Source organism: Vibrio sp. 10N.222.55.C7 (assembly GCF_041473335.1).
Taxonomy (GTDB): Bacteria; Pseudomonadota; Gammaproteobacteria; order Enterobacterales; family Vibrionaceae; genus Vibrio; species Vibrio crassostreae_C.
Window position 1 is genome coordinate 1 of the sequence record NZ_JBFRSC010000058.1, and the last position, 20068, is coordinate 20068.

The window sequence follows — 20068 nt, forward strand, 5'->3', positions numbered from 1 at the left end:
TAGGATCAATAAGGATAAATTTTTCGCCAGATTCAATAATAAATGTTGCGCTACGTAGGTGATGGATCTTCATAATACCTCTCTAAATTCACTCATGAGTCATATTCTCTATGTGATTTAGTATGCTATTTTCGGTAATCTTGCCATACTGTCTCGAAAGTCAATATTCGCGCAAATCGAGACAAATATGGAGAAATCAACCGAGTTAGTCAAAATCACTTTGATTGCCTTTGAAGGGATCAGTGCTTTTCATCTCTCTGTACCCTGTATGGTGTTTCAAGATATCTTTTTCGATCAGCCGCCTCGGTTTGACTTGAAAATCTGTAGCGAAAAAAGCTCGCCATTGGAAACAAGCTCAGGATTCGGTGTGGTGATCGATAGAGATTTGAGCGCTATTAAAGAGGCGGATATTGTGATTGTTCCAAGCTGGCCAAATGACCTGCCAGAGCCAAGTGAGCGACTTATAGAGGCGCTAATAGAGCATCATGGGAAAGGTAAGCTACTAGTAGGACTCTGCCTCGGGTCTTATGTACTTGCATGTGCTGGCGTTCTCGATGGAAAACGTGCCACAAGCCATTGGGCGTTTTCCGAACAATTTCAGCAGCAATTTCCTAAGGTGAATTTTGATCCAAACCCTCTATTTATTGAACATGAGACTATCATTACCTCAGCAGGGGTAGCAGCTTCGCTAGATTGTTGTCTACATATAGTGCGCCGTTTGTGTGGTAGTGAGCTTGCGAATGATCTCGCACGTAAGATGGTGACTGCGCCATCTCGTACTGGTGGACAGCAGCAATACATACCAGCACCAGTCAACATAAAACCTCTTACAGAGACAAGTATTAGCCTTGTGATTGAGCTGGTGGAGCAGAGCCTTAATCAGTGTCACTCACTAGATGAAGTCGCTGAGCGCTGTGCGATGAGTAAACGTACCTTCACACGCCAGTTTAAATCCACCTATGGCTGTACATTTGGTGAATGGCTGCAAAACCGACGTTTGGTGCTTAGCCAACGTCTATTAGAAACCACGAAACTATCGATACCTCAAGTTGCAGAGCAAGCGGGTTTTGGCTCTGACAGTGTATTCAGAAAGCACTTTAAATCGGCTTTTCATGTATCGCCGATTCAGTGGCGCACTACATTCAAGCAATAGTCTTAATTTCATTGAGGGCGATGGGGCTAGATCGTCGCATCTATTACTTTTTGTATCTGACACCTTGCAAGTTCAATTCTAGGCGTTTTTGGGGCATCACAAGCCAGCCCTAACATCACTAGTTTGAAGCTACAAAATGATTTGCCGAAATCAATAGAATGAGTTTTGACTATCTCGCTATAAGGCCACTTAGCGATGGTCTATCCAACATATAAGATCAAAAAAGCGAGCACTAAGCTCGCTTTTAACTATCTGTTTTTGAAAAAATTACAGCAGTTCAACCGACTGCTGGGCGATCACGAATTCTTCGTTGGTTGGGATAACCATTGCTACTGCGTCTAACATTTCAGACTTAGCGATGATCCCTTCAGCACCAAAGCGAGCAGATTCGTTACCTGCTACATCTTCAACGAAACCTAGAATCTTAAGGTTGTTTAAGATCTCACGACGAATTGGTAGAGAGTTCTCACCGATACCACCAGTGAAGATGATACCGTCTAAAGAATCTAGCGTTGCTAGGTAAGAAGCAACGTATTTCGCTACGCGGTAAGTAAACACCTCAAACGCAAGCTTAGCGCCTTCGTGGCCCTCTTCCATTGCTTCTAAGATGCCACGAGCATCGCTCGTAAGACCAGACACGCCAAGGAAGCCAGACTCCTTGTTTAGAGAGTTAAATACTTGCTCTTGTGACCAGCCTTTCTTAAGTAGGTATTCGATGATGCCTGGGTCTAGGTCACCACAACGTGTGCCCATCATTAGGCCTGAAAGTGGTGTGAAGCCCATAGAAGTATCAACACTGTTACCATCTTTAATAGCACATACAGATGCGCCGTTACCTAGGTGAACAGAGATGAAGCTCGATTTTTCGATTGGCTTGTTAACCATCTTCGCAGCTTCACGGCTAACGAAGTAGTGGCTAGTGCCGTGGAAACCGTAGCGACGTACGCCGAAGTCTGTGTATAGCTCTTTTGCGATTGCACCAGTGAATGCACGTTGAGGCATTGTTTGGTGGAAAGCAGTATCAAATACAGCGAACTGAGGTAGAGAAGGGAAAGCTTCAATTGCAGCACGGATACCGATAGCACCTGCTGGGTTATGAAGTGGAGCTAGGTCAGATAGGCTTTCAATTTCGTTCGTTACTTCTTCAGTAATGCGAACCGTTTGAGTGAACTTCTCACCGCCGTGAACGATACGGTGACCGATAGCCACGATATCAGCCGTGAAGCCTAGGTCTTCCATCAGGCCAACCAATTTGCCAATGGCAATTTTGTGGTGGTTATCTTCACCTTGAATGGCAATTTCAGTTTTCTCGCCTTGGAATTTCCAGCTCATACGAGCATCTTCAAGACCAAAACACTCCCCTAGGCCACTTAATACTGCTTCACCAGAAACAGAATCGATTACAGCAAATTTTAGGGATGAACTACCCGAGTTAATAACCAGAACAAACGAATTAGACATTGGATATGGATCCTGTTTCAGTACGAATTGGATGAAGTGTTTACTTCAATTTTAGTTAAGTCCATTATTCAATAATTTTTGAATCTTTCAACTTTTGTTTTGAAAAAATCACTAAATGAACACAATTAAGTTGATCTTGGTCATTAAATTATTTATTTCGAGAGCGGAATTAAAAAATAGTTGAATAAGAAAATTAATGAACAGGTGACGCAAACGAGTGCTCACGTTATTTTTAACTTGATTCAGTTAATTAAAGCGACTCGAACAAATGCAGGTGATCCGCTTGAAAAACAACCACCCTTCCCTTTCGTCTGCTTATCATTACCGATAACTTTTTGCTCGATTTCTCAATTGCTCAGTGTTTGCATCAAAAAGCTCACTGAAGTTGAGAATAGTGATCTGATCTTATTTTGATTGCCTTCGAGCACAACTCTACGAATAGATGCACTGTAACGACGCTTAGATAGCCTTCACTCTTTGTTTCAGCATCTTGTAGCACGTTCTTTTGGTATAGGCTTAGAACGCGATACAGCTAAGTTTTGGCACTAACATTCGTTCTAGGCGCGATGCTTAGTTTCATGGACGAAGCATAGTTACAGGAACGAAGCTTGATTAAAGTAAGTTAGCTACGAATATCGAGCCAACCAAAGCTTAAGTTCAAATAGCAGGCACAAAAAAGCCGAGCATTACGCTCGGCTTTTAAATTCAGTGTCTAGACCTAAAGCGTCTAAGCGACAGGTTGATTAACCTTCGTTGCGCTCTGGACGACGACCACGGTTACCACCGCCATTGCCGTTACCATGGCCACGTTCGCCACGGAAGTTACCACGGTGATCGCCACCACGGTTACGGTCGAAACGACGTTCGCCATCACGTCCGCCAGCAGAGTTACCATCGCGAGCACCATCACGGTTGCCACGGTATCCACCACGACCGCCTTCACGGTTACCACCTTCGCGGTTGCCGCCTTCACGGTTACCACGGTAGCCGCCACCATCACGACCGCCACGGTTGCCACCACGGTTGCCATCACGACCGCCGCCGCCACGACGAGGCTCACGGAAGTCATTGAAATCAACAACTACAGCGCCAGCTTCTTTTTGACGAATGCGAAGTTTGCTTAGCTTACCAGCAGTTTCAGAGTTCATTGCTTTTGGCAGTTGAACGTAAGTAGAACCTTGGTCTAGCTTGATAGCACCGATAGAACCTTTAGTTAGGCCAAGTTCGTTTGCTAGTGCGCCAACGATGTCTTTAACCTGAACGCCTTGCTCACGGCCAACTTGTAGTTGGTAAGTATCCCAATCTTGAGTATTGAAGTTGCGACCACCACCGTCACGGCCGTTGTCACGATCTTCACGACGCTCTTTGCGACGGTTCTTATCACGCTCAATAGCAGCGATCATTGGGTCTTCGCCAACGTAGAATAGTGGGCTCTTACCTTGCTGACGCTTAAGAAGCATTGCAGCTAGAGTAGCAGCATCAACTTCTAGAGACTCTTGAAGAGTAGAGATAAGACCTGCAAAGTTTTCTAGTGCTTTGCTTTCTTTCTCAGTTTCAAGTTCAGCGCCAAGCTTAGCAACACGTGCAGCAGCAACTTGGTCACGTAGAGGAAGTTGGATTTCTTCCATTTGAGACTTAGTTACACGCTCGATTGTGCGAAGCATGCGAATTTGGTTAGTGCGAACTAGTAGGATCGCTTTACCTTTACGTCCAGCACGGCCAGTACGACCAATACGGTGGATGTAAGATTCAACATCGAATGGGATGTCGTAGTTGAATACGTGAGTGATACGTGGAACATCAAGACCACGAGCTACAACGTCAGTTGCAACTAGGATGTCGATAACACCTTGTTTGATGTGATCAACAGTACGCTCACGTAGAGACTGAGGAATATCACCGTGCAGTGCAGCAGCTTTGAAGCCACGTGCAGATAGCCAATCAGCTAGACGCTCAGTGTCTTGACGAGTACGTACGAATACGATTGACGCGTCAGTTTCTTCGGTTTCTAGAAGACGAGACATTGCTTCGTCTTTTTCTACGCCTTTAACAACCCAGAAGTTCTGTGCTACTTTATCAACTGTGTGGTTAGTACCAGCAACGTCAACTTTAGCCGGGTTACGTAGGTAACGGTCAACAATAGTCTTAACCATTGGAGGCATAGTTGCAGAGAAAAGTACACGTTGTGCAGATTCTGGAGCTTGCTCTAGGATCCAAGTAACGTCATCTACGAAGCCCATTTTCAGCATTTCATCTGCTTCATCAAGAACAAATGTGTGTGCTTCATCTAGGTGTAGACGGTCACGAGTTAGTAAGTCTTTAACACGACCTGGAGTACCAACAACAATGTGAGCACCGCGGCTTAGAGCACGCATTTGGTCAACAATTGAAGCACCACCGTAGATTTCAATAACTTTAAGACCTTTGATATCACGGCCAAGGTTTTTGATTTCCGCAGCAACTTGAATCGCTAGCTCACGAGTAGGAGCCATGATGATTGCTTGTGGTTTGTGTTGGTTCAGGTTGATTTTGTTAAGTAAAGGCAGAGAGAATGCTGCTGTTTTACCAGTACCAGTCTGTGCTTTACCTAGTGCGTCACGGCCTTCAAGAAGAAGAGGAATAGCTGCTGCTTGGATTGGAGTCGGAGAAACGAAACCCATGCTATCAAGAGCTGAAAGAATGTTATCGTTTAGGGCTAATTCATTAAATTGAATTACAGATTCGGACATTGGGATCCCACTATATATAAGTAAACAAAAGGTCCCGGGAGCTCTATCAATTCCAATACTGATCCAATCAGATACTGATTCCATTCAGAGTTACGAAGCAGTAATAAAACACTTCAAGCCATTAGGGACGTCTAAGGGAGGCGGATTATTCCCTAAATGCATAAAAAAATCCAGAAAAAATTGAAATACATCACATATTTTTCGCTTTTACATCAATACTGGTTATCATATCGTCAAAACTTGATGAATATCTCGTCACAGCACCCATCTCCTAGCAAATTGACCTAGTTAAATAAGAGGGCAATTAATTAACGCTCACTTCGCCTTTAAGTAGTAATCAAGCCTCGCAATGATTATAGTGTGCTCAATTGTCCTCGATAGATAAAAGTCAAAATGTTTCAAGATAATCCTCTACTCGCTCAGCTCAAGCAGCAAATCCAAGAAACCCTCCCTAAAAAGGAAGGTACCATCAAAGCCACTGAAAAAGGTTTTGGTTTTCTCGAAGTTGATAGCAAAACAAGCTTCTTTATCCCGCCTCCGTACATGAAGAAATGTGTGCACGGTGACAAGGTGATTGCCATCATTCGCACAGAGAAAGAGCGCGAAGTAGCAGAGCCTGAGGAATTGGTTGAACAAGGTCTTACTCGCTTTATTGCACGAGTTAAGCTTTTCAAAGGCCGATTGAACGTTGTTCCTGATCACCCGCAGCTCAAAAAACTGCAACTTAAAGCGAAAGCAATGAAGGGTCTAAACCCTGAAACGCTTAAAGAAGGTGACTGGGTTGTTGCTCATATCGTTCAACACCCATTAAAAGGTGACAATGGTTTCTTGGCTCAGATCTCTGAGAAAATCACAGACGCTGACGACAAGATTGCACCTTGGTGGGTAACGCTGGCACAAAACGATCTACCAAACAGTGAGCCTGAAGGCATCGACAACTGGCTAATCAACGATGACGCCGATCTTGAACGTGTAGACATGACACACGTCCCTTTTGTGACTATCGATGGCGAAAGCACAAAAGATATGGATGACGCGCTTTACGCGAAGAAGAAAGAGAACGGTGATTTTGAACTGACTATCGCAATTGCTGATCCAACGGCTTACATCTCTCCAGATGATGCGATGGATAAAGTGGCACGCGAGCGCGGTTTCACTATCTACCTTCCTGGTCGCAACATCCCAATGTTGCCTCGTGATCTTGCTGACAACCTATGTTCACTGATCGAGAACGAAGTTCGTCCTGCACTTTGCTGCACAGTAACGGTATCTAAAGATGGCGTTATCGGTGATGACATTAACTTCTTCGCTGCAAACATCAAATCTCATGCTCGTCTTGCTTACGACAACGTATCAGACTGGCTAGAAACAGGTGCATCAGAGAAATGGCAACCATCAGAAGAGATTGCTGCAATTGTTTCTGATCTTCACCAATTTGCTCAAGCACGTTCAGCATGGCGCTCAGCAAACGCTGTTGTGTTCCCAGATCGCCCTGACTACCGCTTTGAACTGAGCGAAGATAACGATGTTGTCGCTATCCACGCTGACATGCGTCGTAGCGCAAACAAGCTGGTTGAAGAATCAATGATCAGCGCGAACATCTGTGCGGGCCGAGTACTAAAAGAGAGCTTCAACCAAGGTGTGTTTAACTGCCATTCTGGTTTCAAGGCTGAGAAAATCTCCGACGTTCTTGAACTGGTAAACCCGCAAGCGGAAACGCCGTTCACTGAAGAGCAAATCATTTCTCTAGAAGGTTTTGCTACTCTACGTCGTTGGTTAGGTTCTTTAGATAACAGCTACTACGACAACCGTATTCGTAAATTCCAAGCGTATAGCGAGATCAGCAATGAGCCTGCACCGCACTACGCGATGGGATTAGATATTTACGCAACTTGGACTTCTCCAATTCGTAAATATGGCGACATGATTAACCACCGTATGCTTAAAGCACACATCTTAGGTAAAGCGCCAATTCAAACACCAGATGAAACTATCGGTGATGAACTTGCCCTGCACCGCCGTCACCACGGCATGGCTGAGCGTAATGTTGGCGATTGGTTGTATGCTCGCACTCTAGCCAATGCTCCAGCAGAAGAAACTCGTTTCCAAGCTGAGATTTTCGATATTAACCGTGCAGGTATGCGTGTACGTTTACTTGAAAATGGTGCTGCTGCATTTATCCCTGGATCTCTCATTCTTAATAATAAAGAAAGAATAGAGTGCAACGGTGATATGGGTACTGTATCTATCGATAAAGAAATGGTATACAAACTGGGAGACGTTTTAGAAGTAGTTCTCTCTGAAGTTAATCAGGAAAACCGTAACTTAGTAGCAAAACCTACTCAAGTATTTGCGGACTTGCCTAGCGTGCCTGAAACGACAAACGAAACCGAAGCTTAAAGGCTTTAACAGCTACAGCTTTCAAGGTCAAAGCTTTCAAGGTCAAAAGCTTCAAAGGTTCACTTCTAAAGGCGCTAATTATTAGCGCCTTTTTTGTAAATGTCTCATGCTTAAACAATACTTAAAAAAAACAATCAATAAGCAATCAATTTACAACGTCAAAGAAGCTCACTATGTCATCAATCACAGTTACTCAGTTCAGAAACTTCATTCCCAGGAGACGAGAACGTTATCCTGCCTCTAAAAACGGTATCTTTATAGTGTCGAAAGGCAGCATTTCTTTTGTGTTGCCCAATGGTACTCAAGCCTCGTTGCAAGCGGGAGATTTCACCCTTTACAATTCTGGTCAGATTAAAGACATCACGGTTAACACTGAAAATGGCGAATTCAGCGCAACCTGCTTAGATTTTGATTTGGCTATCTTTCAAAAGTTCATTAATCAGTTCAGCGATTTAGAGTCCGCTCGAATCCCAGACAAGTACATTAAGTTCAATCAAACGGATACTGAGCTCTGTCAGTTGAAAGATCTCATCATGTCACTGGCCAACTCTTCTTCTCAGAATGACTACGCACTCACTCAATTAGGCTTAAGTTTGCTGTCTTTGATGGTGGAACAGTACCCAGCTCTATTGGCTATTATTGCTCGAGCTTCAAGGTTAACCGTGACCCAAAGAGTCATTCATTACATCGAGCAAAACATTGAAAACAATATCTCTTTGGATACGCTCGCCAGTTACATGGGAATGTCACCGGCTACGCTTAAACGTCGCTTATCGGCTGAAGATCTGTCGTTCTCAAACTTATTAAAGATAAAACGTATTGCTCATGCAGCCACTCAGCTAAGAACATCGGATAAGTCGATCACTCAAATCGCGTATGAGTCAGGCTTTAAAAGTGCCGCTCACTTCAGCACGGCCTTTAAAACGTATCACGGAAAAACACCAAAAGACTTCCGATCGCTAGTGGCACAAGCACAACTGCAGAGCGTAAAGCCGCAAGTTTAAAGAAACAAAGCGATAGATTGATGTGGACGTCTTAGTTGGGAACTGGTGTAAACCAAGTGGCTTCAATATTAAGCCACTTGGGTGTGGGATGAGATGATTTGGCTTTGGGATTCAGTGGTTGAGTTTTGATACTCATTGATTCAGCTTTGCGAGCAGGCCACCAGCAAACGTGAAAACAGAGTGACTATGACCAGAAGTACGATTTAGGGTCTTTTTCTATTTCCGCCAAAATAGCATCAAGATCCTTCGATTTAGGAAGGTACGGATACGGCGCCCAATTCACAGAGTCGGTTTCGACATCCCCTTCAAGCGGCACCATCACTAACCAACAAGACAGCGACTCATCAAAAGTCACGCAGACGATCTCGTTTGTATAATCACTGTGAGATGAGTCGAGTAGATAATGCGCCTGAGAAAACAGCACACCACCCTCACACTCTTCATATAGGGATTTGCCTAGCTCGACAGGTAAACTTCGATTTCGAGATGTACAGAGCCTCTCGGCCCCAATTAAAAGACGATTCAGCTCGATATGAATGACGGACATAACACCCCTTGTAACTTCATAGAAACTTCATAGAAACTTCTAAGTAGTGAATTCCTCTACTTAGCTTAGGACTCAACAAACATTTTAGCGAACAAGCGTAATCAAAATACCTGCCCTGCTCCCAGAAACGAATCTTGCTTTCGGAAACCCAGAAAGCTACGACTCATCAAGCGAACAGCTATACATCGAGAGTATGGAATTTCACAAAAGTGTCATATAACCGACCTATCATATGCGACAAATGTTATTAACTAGGAGTTGTTTATGTTACGAGTCGCGCTTGCCTCTCTTTTATCCTTAGCCCTGTCTTCTCATGCTGCTTTAGCACAAGAAACCACTATTTCGGGCTCCACTTCAGTATCACGAGTGATGGATGTATTAGCTGAGGAGTACAACAAGACTCACCCTGATAACTATATTGCGGTTCAGGGCATTGGTTCTACAGCAGGTATTACCATGGTTAATAAAGGTGTCTCTGACATCGGTATGAGCTCGCGTTATTTAACCGACCGCGAACAAGACGAGAAGTTGAAGGTATTTCCAATTGCCTTTGACGGCCTAGCTGTAGTAACTAACCGCTCAAACGCTGTAAGCAACGTTACACGTGAGCAGCTGTTCGATATCTACAAAGGCAAAATCACGAACTGGAAAGCTGTGGGTGGCGCAGATCAGCCTATCGCAGTTGTCACTCGCGAAGCGTCTTCTGGCTCACGCTATAGCTTCGAAAGCTTGCTTGGTTTAACGAAGATCATTAATGACCGTCTAGTGTCTGACATCAACCCAAATAACTTGGTTGTAAACAGCAACAGCATGGTTAAAACGATTGTTAACCATAACCCACACGCGATTGGTTTTATCTCTGTTGGTTCAATCGACCGTTCGATTAAAGCAATTACATTTGAAGGCGTAGAGCCAACATCTAAGAACATTGCTAACCACAGCTATGAATTGGCTCGCCCATTCTTGTTGCTGCACAAGACAGACTCAGTTTCTGACGAGAGCAAAGACTTCATCAAGTTCGTGAAGTCAAAGCAAGGGCAAGACCTTATCGAAGAGTACGGCTACACTCGCATTAAATAAGTGAGTGAGTTTTATCTTATGAAAAAAAAGAGAGAGCATTAAGCTCTCTCTTTTTTTTGGAATCTATATGGTTCGTTTAGAAGTGAAGTTGAATCACTGAAACGATCACAGCGCCAGGACGACGAATACCTTCGATTTCGACGCGAATTTCGCGTTCAATCTCTAGGCCTTTCTTAATTGGCGTTACTTTTGTTAGCGTACTTTTAGCACGAACATTACTGCCCGATTTAACAGGGTATGGGAAACGTACTTGGTTAAGACCAATGTTTACGACCATCTTCGCTGTTGGGAATTGAGACTTGTCAGGGTCAACACTGTCAGTCAATCGAGGAAGCAGAGATAAAGTTAAAAAACCATGTGCGATGGTTGTTTTGAACGGAGAGTCTGTTTCCGCTTTTTCAGGCTCAGTGTGAATCCACTGCATATCTTCAGTAACAAGGCCGAACTGGTTAATACGGTCTTGACTTACATTGATCCAGTCGCCAGTATGGATGACTTCACCGATCTGTTGATTAAGCTCATCAAACACAAGTTGTGCTTCTGGCTTAAGTACGATCGGCTGTTCCACCGGCATCTCTGGTGCATCTTCATTGACAGCAGGTTTGTGGTGATCACGAACCCACGCAAAGAAATGGCTATTTTGCGTACGATTAAGAAAGTCGCCCCAGTAATCTCTAAGAGCTGGAGACATCCATTGCATAAACTCTGAGTGTTGCGAAGACATGCTATCGCCTCGGTGTTTAAATAAATCAATGACTTTCATAAGAACCTCAATGCACAAAAAATTTCAATATAACTTCGTAATTTTGAAACACTTCACACTATTGTGCAAATGTTTTCGAGCATACAACCGTTAGCTGAACCTTGTTAAAATCATATTAAACATATACTTACCAATAAAACATCATTTTATTACAAAACCCAAATTAGAGTGTTAGCTCTATCACATGACAAACATTTGTTTATATAAAAGGCGTTTTTATTCATAAGTGGAATAAAAAAGGCTTAGCGCAATGCTAAACCTCAGTTTTTACAAGGAATTAGTTTTCCGAGGGTTGGTCTTGTAAGAGACGAATCTTACAAGACACTCAATCCCCTATTCGTCATCAAGCGGAACCAGCTTGGTATTACCACCGTGTGCTTTCTCACGCTTACGTTGCACGAATGCGTAGAAGCCAGGGATTAGGAACGTACCCGCCAGTAACACACATAACAGGCCGCCGATCAGTGAAATACCCAAAGAGTTCTGACTCACGTGACCTGCGCCCGCAGCAAAGATAAGCGGGAAGATACCTAAGATGAACGACCAAGACGTCATGTTCACAGCACGGAAACGTAAAGTACCGCCCTTCACCGCCGCATCTTCAATCGGTGCGTCTTTCTCTTCACGCTCTACCTTTGCGAATTCCACAATCAAGATTGCGTTCTTCGCGGCCAAGGCTATCAAGAGAACCAAACCTATTTGTGCATAAAGGTTCAGCGGAGTGCCCGTTAGATTCAATGCCAAGAAGGAGCCTAAGGTTGCGACAGGTACCACGAGGATAATCGCAATCGGAATTGTCCAACTCTCGTATTGAGCCACCATAAACAGGTAGATGAAGATCAGAGCCAGTGCGAAAGCAAAGATCGCTTGGTTACCTGCTAGTACTTCTTGGTAAGCCATGCCTGTCCATTCGTACTGATACCCCTGAGGCAATACTTCTGCAGCTACGCGTTCCATTGCCGCAATCGCATCACCACTTGAGTAACCTTCTGCAGGTTGACCTTGAATCACGGCACTGCGGTACATGTTGTAACGCCATGCTACATCTGGTTCGAAGATCTGGTCGTAAGTCACCAATGTGCTTAACGGGATCATCTCGCCATTAGACGAACGAACGTGGAATCGTTGTAGGTCATCCATGCTGCTACGGTGTTCACTGTCAGCTTGCATGGTTACGCGGAAGTTTTTACCAAACATGGTGAAATCATTCACGTACAGAGAACCTAAGTTACCTTGTAGTGTTTGGAAGATTTCCGACAACGGAATACCAAGTTGCTGCGCTTTCTCACGGTCAATGTCGACATAGTAGTGCGGTACATTGGCACGGAAGGTACTGAATGTATGTGAAATCTCGGGCTGTTTAGCGGCCTCTGCAATCACGTCATTCATAACCATCGCTAGATCAGTTCGGCTACGACCTAATGTATCTTCAAGAACGAATTCAAAACCAGACGCTGCACCCATACCCGGTACTGCTGGAGGCCCCATCGCAAACACGACAGCTTGAGGAAGTTCAGTCGCAGCACGACCATTAATACGCTGTGAGATAGCCTGAGCAGAGTGTTGACCATCCAGTGCATTACGCATGTCCCAATCGTGAAGCTTGATGAACATTGACGCACCATTCGACGCAGAAGCGCCCGTCATAAATGCGTAGCCGTTAACCAGTGTTACGCCATCAACACCCGGCTCTTGTTCAACCATTTCAAGCAGCTGCTTAGTCACTTCTTCGGTTCGAGACAAGGATGCCGCGTCAGGAAGCTGAACGTTAACCAGCAAAATGCCTTTATCTTCTTGAGGTACAAACGCCGTAGACGTTGTCTTCGCAAAATAAGTCACAGCCGCCAAAGCCACAAAGAAGAAAGTGAACAGCAGAACGCCTTTCTTAACTAAGAAGCCAGCCACTTGACCGTATTTGTTAGTAACAGACTCTAGACCACGGTTAAACGCTTGGTACCAACGCGCCGTGTTACCACCACCCTGCTTAAGAACCAGTGAACACAATGCAGGTGATAGCGTTAATGCGTTAATTGAAGAGATAACAACCGCGATACAGATAGTCAGAGCGAACTGACGGTACATGATGCCAGTAATACCAGGAAGCATTGCAACAGGGATGAATACCGCAAGTAGAACCAAGGTCGACGTAATGATCGGCCCCGTTACTTCTTTCATCGCAATAAGCGTGGCTTTACGCGGTGAAATGGTTGGGTCTTTAGCCATTGTGGTATCAACGTTCTCGATAACCAAGATCGCATCATCTACTACGATACCAATCGCTAGTATCAAACCAAACAGGGTTACCGTGTTGATAGTGAAACCCGTCATCTGCATGATGGCAAACGTACCAATCAAAGATACCGGAATCGCAACTACAGGAATCAAGGTTGCACGCGCACTACCCAAGAACAGGTACGTTACCGCAATAACCAGCAAGATGGCTTCGATTAAGGTCTTTACTACCCCTTTGATCGACTCAGCAACAAACAGTGTAGTGTCGTAACTTGCTTCATACGCCACGCCTTCTGGGAAGTTCTTGCTTAAGTTTTCCAGCATCGCCATCACAGCTTTGCCACTTTCCAGCGCGTTAGCGTCTGATTGAAGTGACAGCGTTACGATCGACGCATCTTGACCACGGTATTTACCATTACCGTCGTAGAACTTTTTACCAAGCTCAACACGTGCAATGTCTTTTAAGTAAACCGTTGAACCGTCTTGAGTTGCACGAAGAACAACATTTTCAAACTCATCAGCTGTTTCTAATCGGCCTTTTGTTACCAAGTTGAACTGCACTTCTTGTGCGTTGTTATAAGGTGCAGCACCAATACGGCCTGCAGCAACTTGAACGTTCTGCTCTGCCAACGCGCGATTCACGTCTGAAGTGGTGATATTGAGGTTAGCCATTTTCTCAGGATCTAACCAAACACGCATCGCGTATTCACCACCACCCAACACGTTAACTTCACTGATGCCCTTCACACGAGCCAGTTGGTCTTTAATGTTTAGGTTAACGTAGTTGATCAAGAATTGATCGTCGTACTCACCGTTTGGCGAATAGAAGTTCAATACCATCAAAAGGTCTGGTGAACGCTTTTTAACGGTGACACCCACCATTCGAACTTCTTGCGGAAGCTTCGATTCGATTTGAGCAACTCGGTTCTGAACGTTGACCTGAGCCATATCTGGGTCAGTACCAACATCAAAGGTCACATTAAGGTTGTATGAACCATCGTTAGCGCTTTTAGAAGACATGTAGATCATATCTTCAACGCCGTTAACCGACGTTTCTATGGGGTCGGCTATCGCCTGTTCCACCACTTCAGCACTTGCGCCCGTGTAGAATGCCGACACACTGACCGACGGTGGACTAATTTTTGGATATTCAGCCACTGGCAAGATAGCGAGAGAAATCGCACCCGCCAGCGTTAAGATTATGGATATAACAAGGGCGAACTTAGGCCTTTGAATAAAGAAACGACTTAACATAAATAGTCCCCTTACTCAGCTTGTTCAGCAGAAGCTTGAATACGAACAGACATACCATTACGTACACGCTGTAGGCCTTGAGTGATGACTGCGTCGTTTTTCTCTAATCCAGAATGAACAATCACACCACCTTCAACCTGACGACCCATTTCGATGTTTCTGCGCTCAGCAACGGGTTCGGCTTCTCCTTCAACTAATACCATCACGAAGTCGCCTTCGAGGTCGGTTTGCACTGCACGACGAGGAATAGTCACAACATCAATAGGTTGTTTTTCACGTAGATCAACGCGAACGTGTTGGCCTGGAAGTAGTTGCTGATTCGGGTTATCAGCAATCGCACGCATCGCGATCGTACCAGTATTAAGGTTGATACGGTTGCCCAAGAAGTCAAGCTGACCTAGATGTTCGAACGCTTCACCGTTCTCAAGCATGATCTGAACTTCAACACCTGCAGAGTCGCTGCTGCCATCGCCTTCGATGCGGTCCATACCCAGCTCAATACGCTCACGCTCACTGATGCTGAACGATGCATGGATTGGGTCTAGGCTAACCAAAGTTGTCAGAACACCTGAAGACGGTGAAACTAGGTCACCTTTACTTACTTTAGTGTCACTGATTCTTCCAGAGAAAGGCGCGATAATTTTGGTGTGAGAAAGTTGGACATTCGCGGCGTTTAACTGAGCTTGGCTTGCTTCTAACTGTGCTTGAGAACCTAATAGGTTTGCCGTTAATGCATCAAATTCAGATTGAGAAATACTGCCCTTAGGAAGTAGGTTCTTACCACGATTGAAATCAAGTTCGGCTTTTTTAAGGTTGGCATTCGCTTGAGCAACAGCCGCTTTCGCGCTTGCTACTTCTGCTTCAAATGATGAAGGCTCAATTGAGTAAAGCAATTGCCCCTTCTCGACCATTTGGCCTTCTTTGAAATGGCGGCTTTGCAGGTAGCCAGAAACTTGTGCAGTAATTGCCGTGTCTTCAACGGCTTCAATACGACCGATGTACGACTTACTTTGTTGGTGAGAAACGACGCTAACATCCTGTACAGCTACGAGAGGTAAAGGCGCTTGCTTGGCATTCTGAGCATCTTGCCCACATCCAGCAAGAATAAGAGAGCTTGCAAGAGCAGTAAGGATCAACTTTTTACGCATGGTTATACCGTCACTTATTAGTATTTGAACAGCATAAAATTTACGTAACACCTCTGTTACCATTGTCCGAGGAATATCAATTATAACTGCCCAAAGTGTATCAATATGTTAATTGAAACCAAGTGCTTATAAAGTGATTACAAACACGCTACAATTCCTAAGTAAATCAATCTCTCAGCTTTTGTTCTCTATGGATATTGTCTAACATAATGTATTGTCAGACAGATAAGCATTCACATTTAATTGTTAAGGAATTCTCATGATTTCAAAATGGGCTAAACGTTTCTATCAAATGGCGGAATTGGTCGGTTCTTGGAGTAAAGATCCTTCAACTCAAGTCGGCGCCGTAATCACTAAGCACAACCGCATTGTTTCTGTTGGTTTTAATGGCTACCCACATGGCGTGTCTGATAGTGCGGATACTGATGACAGAGAGATGAAGTACCTCAAGACACTTCACGCTGAAGAAAATGCGATCTTATTCGCCAAGCGTGATTTGGACAGCTGTGAAATCTGGGTGACTCACTTCCCTTGCCCAAACTGCGCAGCGAAAATCATCCAAACCGGTATTTCTGCGGTTCACTGCCCAGAGCAAAGTGAAGACTTTCTTTCTCGCTGGGGAGACAAAATCAAAGTGAGCCAAGATATGTTTGAACAAGCAGGCGTAAAAGTCGATTGGTTGCCACTGGCTGACCTAGATTAAACGAACAGATAGTTAGAACAAAAAAGCCGAGAGTCGATATTATCGCTCTCGGCTTTCTTTTGTTTGGGGCTCAGCGGACTGCAGGATTAAGCACTGACAGGAAATGCTTCAGCGTATGCTTCCATGAAATCTTTACGAATCTCTTGCTCTAGATGAACCGCCTTCTCGGTTGGACAGAAAATCATAAAATGGACTTCTTGCTCACCTGTCGAACTGCTTGTGATATGGATGTGAGGCTCAGAACCCGGAAGGTCAACACCAGCGTGCTTTTCGATCACACCGTTGTAACGGCGAGCAACATCGATAAACTCTTCGCAATGCTCTTCAATTTTCACAATAAGACCCGGCACCATAGGGTATAGGTTTACAAAGTCTTTCACCGTCACAAAAAAGTTATGATAAACATAGCGCTTCATAAAGTTGAGGTTCTTAACCGGATAAGTGAAGAACATGCTATTAGGCAGCGTGGCTGTCTTGCCAGTGAAGTGATATTGCCCATGATACAAATCGATTTCTTGAATCACGGTCGCCATCAGATTGTGCTCAATCACTTCACCGCTGATTTTACCCACTTCGATCCAGTCGCCAATTCTAAATGAACGAGAACTCGCACGCTGAATAGAACCTGTGAAGCACAATATGATCTCTTTAGATGCGACGACTATAGCAACCGCTATGGCCGTAACTGACAGTGCAAACTCACTGATTTCGGATTTCCACAACACAAATAACGTCACAACAATAATCGCGAATGTGCCGTTTTTGGTTCGTGACATCCAGTTACGTTGGTCTTCGCTAAGGAAAGCAACATCACCTCTTATTTGAGACAAGGTGATTCGGCGAATGATCAAAATAATAGTGATAATCAACGCACTAAAAATAAACTTATGAGCGAGTAGAAAATCAATTACTTGCCACACTTTTTCCATTACTTATTCCTTAGCATTACAACGACGAGCTTTACAACGATTAGCGGAGACTTCGCTATGAAAAAGCGCTCAAAAATAGAGCGCTTTTTTACGTGCCTAAATCAGCTATTGGTAAGGCTATCACTTTATCTTGGCAGAAGTAATAAATTGGCCAAAAGTTTCACACCAAATCACAACCGTATTAAATCGATTAAGATCAGTACCTTCGGGAAGCTCAACCATAAAGCGGTCGAATGTTTTCACATCTCCGACTCTCAATAACTCGTTCTTGCTGTCATTGAAAGCGTGCTCGGTTTCAATGAACTTAGGCGAGAGATAAACCTTGTAATCAGGTCCCGGCGCCAATTCACCTTCAAAAGCGATCGCACTTTCGGATACTGAGACGATGCCTTCTCCCCAGTGCAAGAAGTCACTGTCTTGTCGATCTTTAGTGAACTCGCCCGTGTAGATAGCCTGCTCACTGATCGCTTCAACAGAACTTGAGGAAGGAGAATCAGGCTCAATCAAGATAGGCAATGCGTAAACACCTAGCCCAAAACCAACAGCACCCACGGCTAAGTGGGTGCAAAGTAAAACTAACTTTTTCATCGCGTACTCCCTTATGCTTAAAGAGAGTATTATTGAATACTCTCAAAAATACAAAGAGATATAACGCTCTGATGTTCTATTTTTGGTAATGCGTTGCTGTACGTTGTGACAGTTCAACAATCACTTTTACCGCTTGCTCCATGCCTTGAATGGTAATGAACTCATGAATACCGTGGAAGTTGTAACCGCCAGTAAAGATATTCGGACATGGTAGCCCCATGAAAGATAAGCGAGCACCGTCTGTACCACCTCGGATTGGTTTAACCATTGGCTCGACATTGCACTCAATCATCGCCTGCTTGGCCAATTCAATAATATGTTGATGCGGTTCAACCATCTCTTTCATGTTGAAGTAGCTATCGGTTAGCACCAGCTCAACACGGCCTTTCTCAAGGCGCTCATTCAGCTCATCGACTTTCTGCTGCATGAATGCTTTACGTGCTTCTACACCCTCACGTTCAAAATCACGGATGATGTATCCCAGTTCAGAGTGAGCCACACCCATTTCCGCCGATTTCAGGTGGTAGAAGCCTTCATAACCTTCTGTGCACTCTGGTGTTTCTTGCGCAGGCATCATCAATTGGAATTGCGCTGCAATGTTCATCGAGTTCACCATTTTATCTTTTGCGGTGCCCGGGTGAACGTTCACGCCATGACAGATAACATCGGCGCTCGTGGCATTGAAGTTCTCAAATTCCAACTCCCCTACTGGGCCACCATCGATGGTGTACGCCCACTCGGCGCCAAATTTTTCAACGTCAAACAGGTTCGCACCGCGACCAATCTCTTCATCCGGCGTGAAACCAATGCAGATGTCGCCGTGTTTGATGTCTGGATTCGCTTTCAGGTAAGCAATTGCACTGATGATTTCAGCGATGCCCGCTTTGTTGTCGGCACCAAGCAGAGTTGTGCCGTCAGTCGTAATCAGGTCGTGACCATGTAAAGAATCAAGATCTGGATACTGGCTTGGGTTCAAACTCTCGCCACTTTCCCCTAATTCAATCGTTCCACCTCGGTAATCTTTAATCACTTGTGGTTTCACGTTGGCGCCTGATGCGTCAGGAGCGGTATCCATGTGCGCCACAAAGCCAATCGCAGGCACATCGTAATCGACATTCGACGGCAGTTTCGCCATCAAGTATCCATTGTCATCTAAAGACACATCAACTAAGTCTAATGCCACCAATTCTAACTTTAAGGCTTCAGCAAAGGTAATTTGACCCGGTGAACTTGGGCATTGCTGATTAGAAGGATCGGATTTGGTATCAAAAGTAACGTAATTCAGAAAACGTTCTACAAGCTTTTCCATAATTCATCTCACCATGGATTAAGTAATTGATTTACTGACTTAATTATTATGTCGATAAGTGATACATCGTTAAATAAATACGAGCACAGAGTCAGTAGCGAGGGTTTTCATCTTACGCCCCTGACCATGTATGTAATTGCTCTAAATCATTATTGTGCGAAATTAGATGCGCTTCCTATACTTGAAAACAGAGGGTTTCGTCAGTTCAACATTGCATACGGATGATAAGAGATCGCTTTGTACGCATTCTACGCCCTCCGCTCTCAGCCTAACAAAAGTACAAAGTGGATGATGATCACAATTTATCCTTGATGCAGAATCTGTCATACGTTACACGGAGACACAGTTATGACGATTAATAAATATTTCATTTTCTCTCCTCAAGCCTCTGAGGAAACGCTTCGACCAGTATTAACTGAGAAAGAAGTTCAAAGGCAGGAAGCTCTAAGACAGGCGCAGATCCAGGGTGGATTAGACACAAACGCGACCTCGTAACTCAATGAATACCTAGCACTATTAAGACCCCTATAAAAAAGCTCTACGCTCTATCCGGTAGAGCTTTTTTTTATTTTTGATCTGTTCTCCTCTCCCCCACTCCCAAACAAGCTGAACATTAAACCTTCGCTCATTGCTTGTTGTTCTTCACTTCTCGATCACCAATTGGCTCATAGTTTCTCGCGAATGTATTTTCACGCATTGCACACACTAGCTTGCAGCGCTGAGAAATGACTCACTAAACTCCCCGATGCCATACCTTGTCGTGTCATT

General features: G+C 44.4%; 15 protein-coding genes. 6 read left to right on the forward strand and 9 right to left on the reverse strand.

Features of this window, described 5'->3' with window-relative positions; genetic code table 11:
* The first annotated feature begins 187 nt into the window (after positions 1–187).
* Entirely contained in the window at positions 188–1153 is a 966-nt protein-coding gene (locus AB4482_RS19510) for a GlxA family transcriptional regulator (RefSeq protein ID WP_372181456.1), read from the forward strand.
* 267 nt (positions 1154–1420) lie between these two features.
* On the opposite strand, the gene AB4482_RS19515 is transcribed toward AB4482_RS19510, so the two are convergent.
* Both AB4482_RS19515 and AB4482_RS19520 read right to left on the reverse strand, forming a co-directional pair.
* Positions 1421–2614: an acetate/propionate family kinase gene (locus AB4482_RS19515; RefSeq protein WP_017064366.1), complete on the reverse strand. Its 1194-nt coding sequence runs from the start codon at positions 2612–2614 to the stop codon at positions 1421–1423.
* 743 nt (positions 2615–3357) lie between these two features.
* Entirely contained in the window at positions 3358–5427 is a 2070-nt protein-coding gene (locus tag AB4482_RS19520) for a DEAD/DEAH box helicase (RefSeq protein WP_080582207.1), read from the reverse strand.
* Between the two features lie 309 nt (positions 5428–5736).
* Between AB4482_RS19520 and rnb the strand changes: the two genes are divergently transcribed.
* Positions 5737–7743, forward strand: a complete 2007-nt coding sequence (rnb, locus tag AB4482_RS19525; RefSeq protein WP_372102939.1) for an exoribonuclease II — start codon at positions 5737–5739, stop codon at positions 7741–7743.
* 173 nt (positions 7744–7916) lie between these two features.
* Complete coding sequence (locus AB4482_RS19530) at positions 7917–8747, forward strand: AraC family transcriptional regulator (RefSeq protein ID WP_017064362.1); 831 nt, start codon at positions 7917–7919, stop codon at positions 8745–8747.
* Between the two features lie 184 nt (positions 8748–8931).
* Here AB4482_RS19530 and AB4482_RS19535 read toward each other — a convergent pair whose 3' ends face one another.
* Positions 8932–9294 carry a DUF3024 domain-containing protein gene (locus tag AB4482_RS19535; RefSeq protein ID WP_372181458.1) on the reverse strand — a complete coding sequence of 121 codons (363 nt, stop codon included), beginning with the start codon at positions 9292–9294 and terminating at the stop codon, positions 8932–8934.
* Positions 9295–9558: 264 nt separating this feature from the next.
* Here AB4482_RS19535 and AB4482_RS19540 point away from each other — a divergent pair, with 264 nt between their 5' ends.
* Positions 9559–10374: a phosphate ABC transporter substrate-binding protein gene (locus AB4482_RS19540; RefSeq protein ID WP_017064361.1), complete on the forward strand. Its 816-nt coding sequence runs from the start codon at positions 9559–9561 to the stop codon at positions 10372–10374.
* 76 nt (positions 10375–10450) lie between these two features.
* On the opposite strand, the gene AB4482_RS19545 is transcribed toward AB4482_RS19540, so the two are convergent.
* The 3 genes from AB4482_RS19545 to AB4482_RS19555 form a co-directional block, all read right to left on the reverse strand.
* Entirely contained in the window at positions 10451–11137 is a 687-nt protein-coding gene (locus tag AB4482_RS19545) for a MaoC family dehydratase (protein ID WP_017059493.1), read from the reverse strand.
* A 333-nt stretch (positions 11138–11470) separates the two neighbouring features.
* Complete coding sequence (locus AB4482_RS19550; RefSeq protein ID WP_017068408.1) at positions 11471–14623, reverse strand: efflux RND transporter permease subunit; 3153 nt, start codon at positions 14621–14623, stop codon at positions 11471–11473.
* 11 nt (positions 14624–14634) lie between these two features.
* Positions 14635–15771 (reverse strand): efflux RND transporter periplasmic adaptor subunit, encoded by a 1137-nt coding sequence (locus AB4482_RS19555; protein ID WP_065584750.1) that lies wholly within the window; start codon positions 15769–15771, stop codon positions 14635–14637.
* Between the two features lie 259 nt (positions 15772–16030).
* On the opposite strand from AB4482_RS19555, the gene AB4482_RS19560 reads away from it, so the two are divergent.
* Complete coding sequence (locus AB4482_RS19560) at positions 16031–16474, forward strand: dCMP deaminase family protein (protein WP_017059490.1); 444 nt, start codon at positions 16031–16033, stop codon at positions 16472–16474.
* A gap of 86 nt (positions 16475–16560) precedes the next feature.
* On the opposite strand, the gene AB4482_RS19565 is transcribed toward AB4482_RS19560, so the two are convergent.
* The 3 genes from AB4482_RS19565 to pepT all read right to left on the reverse strand — a co-directional run bounded on the left by AB4482_RS19565 (position 16561) and on the right by pepT (position 19300).
* Positions 16561–17403: a mechanosensitive ion channel family protein gene (locus AB4482_RS19565; protein WP_372133027.1), complete on the reverse strand. Its 843-nt coding sequence runs from the start codon at positions 17401–17403 to the stop codon at positions 16561–16563.
* 120 nt (positions 17404–17523) lie between these two features.
* Positions 17524–17991: a DM13 domain-containing protein gene (locus AB4482_RS19570; protein WP_017064357.1), complete on the reverse strand. Its 468-nt coding sequence runs from the start codon at positions 17989–17991 to the stop codon at positions 17524–17526.
* A 76-nt stretch (positions 17992–18067) separates the two neighbouring features.
* On the reverse strand, positions 18068–19300 hold the full coding sequence (pepT, locus tag AB4482_RS19575) for a peptidase T (protein ID WP_372181460.1): 1233 nt from the start codon (positions 19298–19300) through the stop codon (positions 18068–18070).
* Between the two features lie 348 nt (positions 19301–19648).
* On the opposite strand from pepT, the gene AB4482_RS19580 reads away from it, so the two are divergent.
* On the forward strand, positions 19649–19795 hold the full coding sequence (locus tag AB4482_RS19580) for a hypothetical protein (protein WP_017059486.1): 147 nt from the start codon (positions 19649–19651) through the stop codon (positions 19793–19795).
* The last annotated feature ends 273 nt before the right edge of the window (positions 19796–20068 follow it).

Bases quoted from the DNA above. Each gene is read 5' to 3' on its own strand.
- AB4482_RS19510 (WP_372181456.1), top strand. From the start codon at position 188: ATGGAGAAATCAACCGAGTTAGTCAAAATCACTTTGATTGCCTTTGAA.
- AB4482_RS19515 (WP_017064366.1), bottom strand. From the start codon at position 2,614: ATGTCTAATTCGTTTGTTCTGGTTATTAACTCGGGTAGTTCATCCCTA.
- AB4482_RS19520 (WP_080582207.1), bottom strand. From the start codon at position 5,427: ATGGAATCAGTATCTGATTGGATCAGTATTGGAATTGATAGAGCTCCC.
- rnb (WP_372102939.1), top strand. From the start codon at position 5,737: ATGTTTCAAGATAATCCTCTACTCGCTCAGCTCAAGCAGCAAATCCAA.
- AB4482_RS19530 (WP_017064362.1), top strand. From the start codon at position 7,917: ATGTCATCAATCACAGTTACTCAGTTCAGAAACTTCATTCCCAGGAGA.
- AB4482_RS19535 (WP_372181458.1), bottom strand. From the start codon at position 9,294: ATGTCCGTCATTCATATCGAGCTGAATCGTCTTTTAATTGGGGCCGAG.
- AB4482_RS19540 (WP_017064361.1), top strand. From the start codon at position 9,559: ATGTTACGAGTCGCGCTTGCCTCTCTTTTATCCTTAGCCCTGTCTTCT.
- AB4482_RS19545 (WP_017059493.1), bottom strand. From the start codon at position 11,137: ATGAAAGTCATTGATTTATTTAAACACCGAGGCGATAGCATGTCTTCG.
- AB4482_RS19550 (WP_017068408.1), bottom strand. From the start codon at position 14,623: ATGTTAAGTCGTTTCTTTATTCAAAGGCCTAAGTTCGCCCTTGTTATA.
- AB4482_RS19555 (WP_065584750.1), bottom strand. From the start codon at position 15,771: ATGCGTAAAAAGTTGATCCTTACTGCTCTTGCAAGCTCTCTTATTCTT.
- AB4482_RS19560 (WP_017059490.1), top strand. From the start codon at position 16,031: ATGATTTCAAAATGGGCTAAACGTTTCTATCAAATGGCGGAATTGGTC.
- AB4482_RS19565 (WP_372133027.1), bottom strand. From the start codon at position 17,403: ATGGAAAAAGTGTGGCAAGTAATTGATTTTCTACTCGCTCATAAGTTT.
- AB4482_RS19570 (WP_017064357.1), bottom strand. From the start codon at position 17,991: ATGAAAAAGTTAGTTTTACTTTGCACCCACTTAGCCGTGGGTGCTGTT.
- pepT (WP_372181460.1), bottom strand. From the start codon at position 19,300: ATGGAAAAGCTTGTAGAACGTTTTCTGAATTACGTTACTTTTGATACC.
- AB4482_RS19580 (WP_017059486.1), top strand. From the start codon at position 19,649: ATGACGATTAATAAATATTTCATTTTCTCTCCTCAAGCCTCTGAGGAA.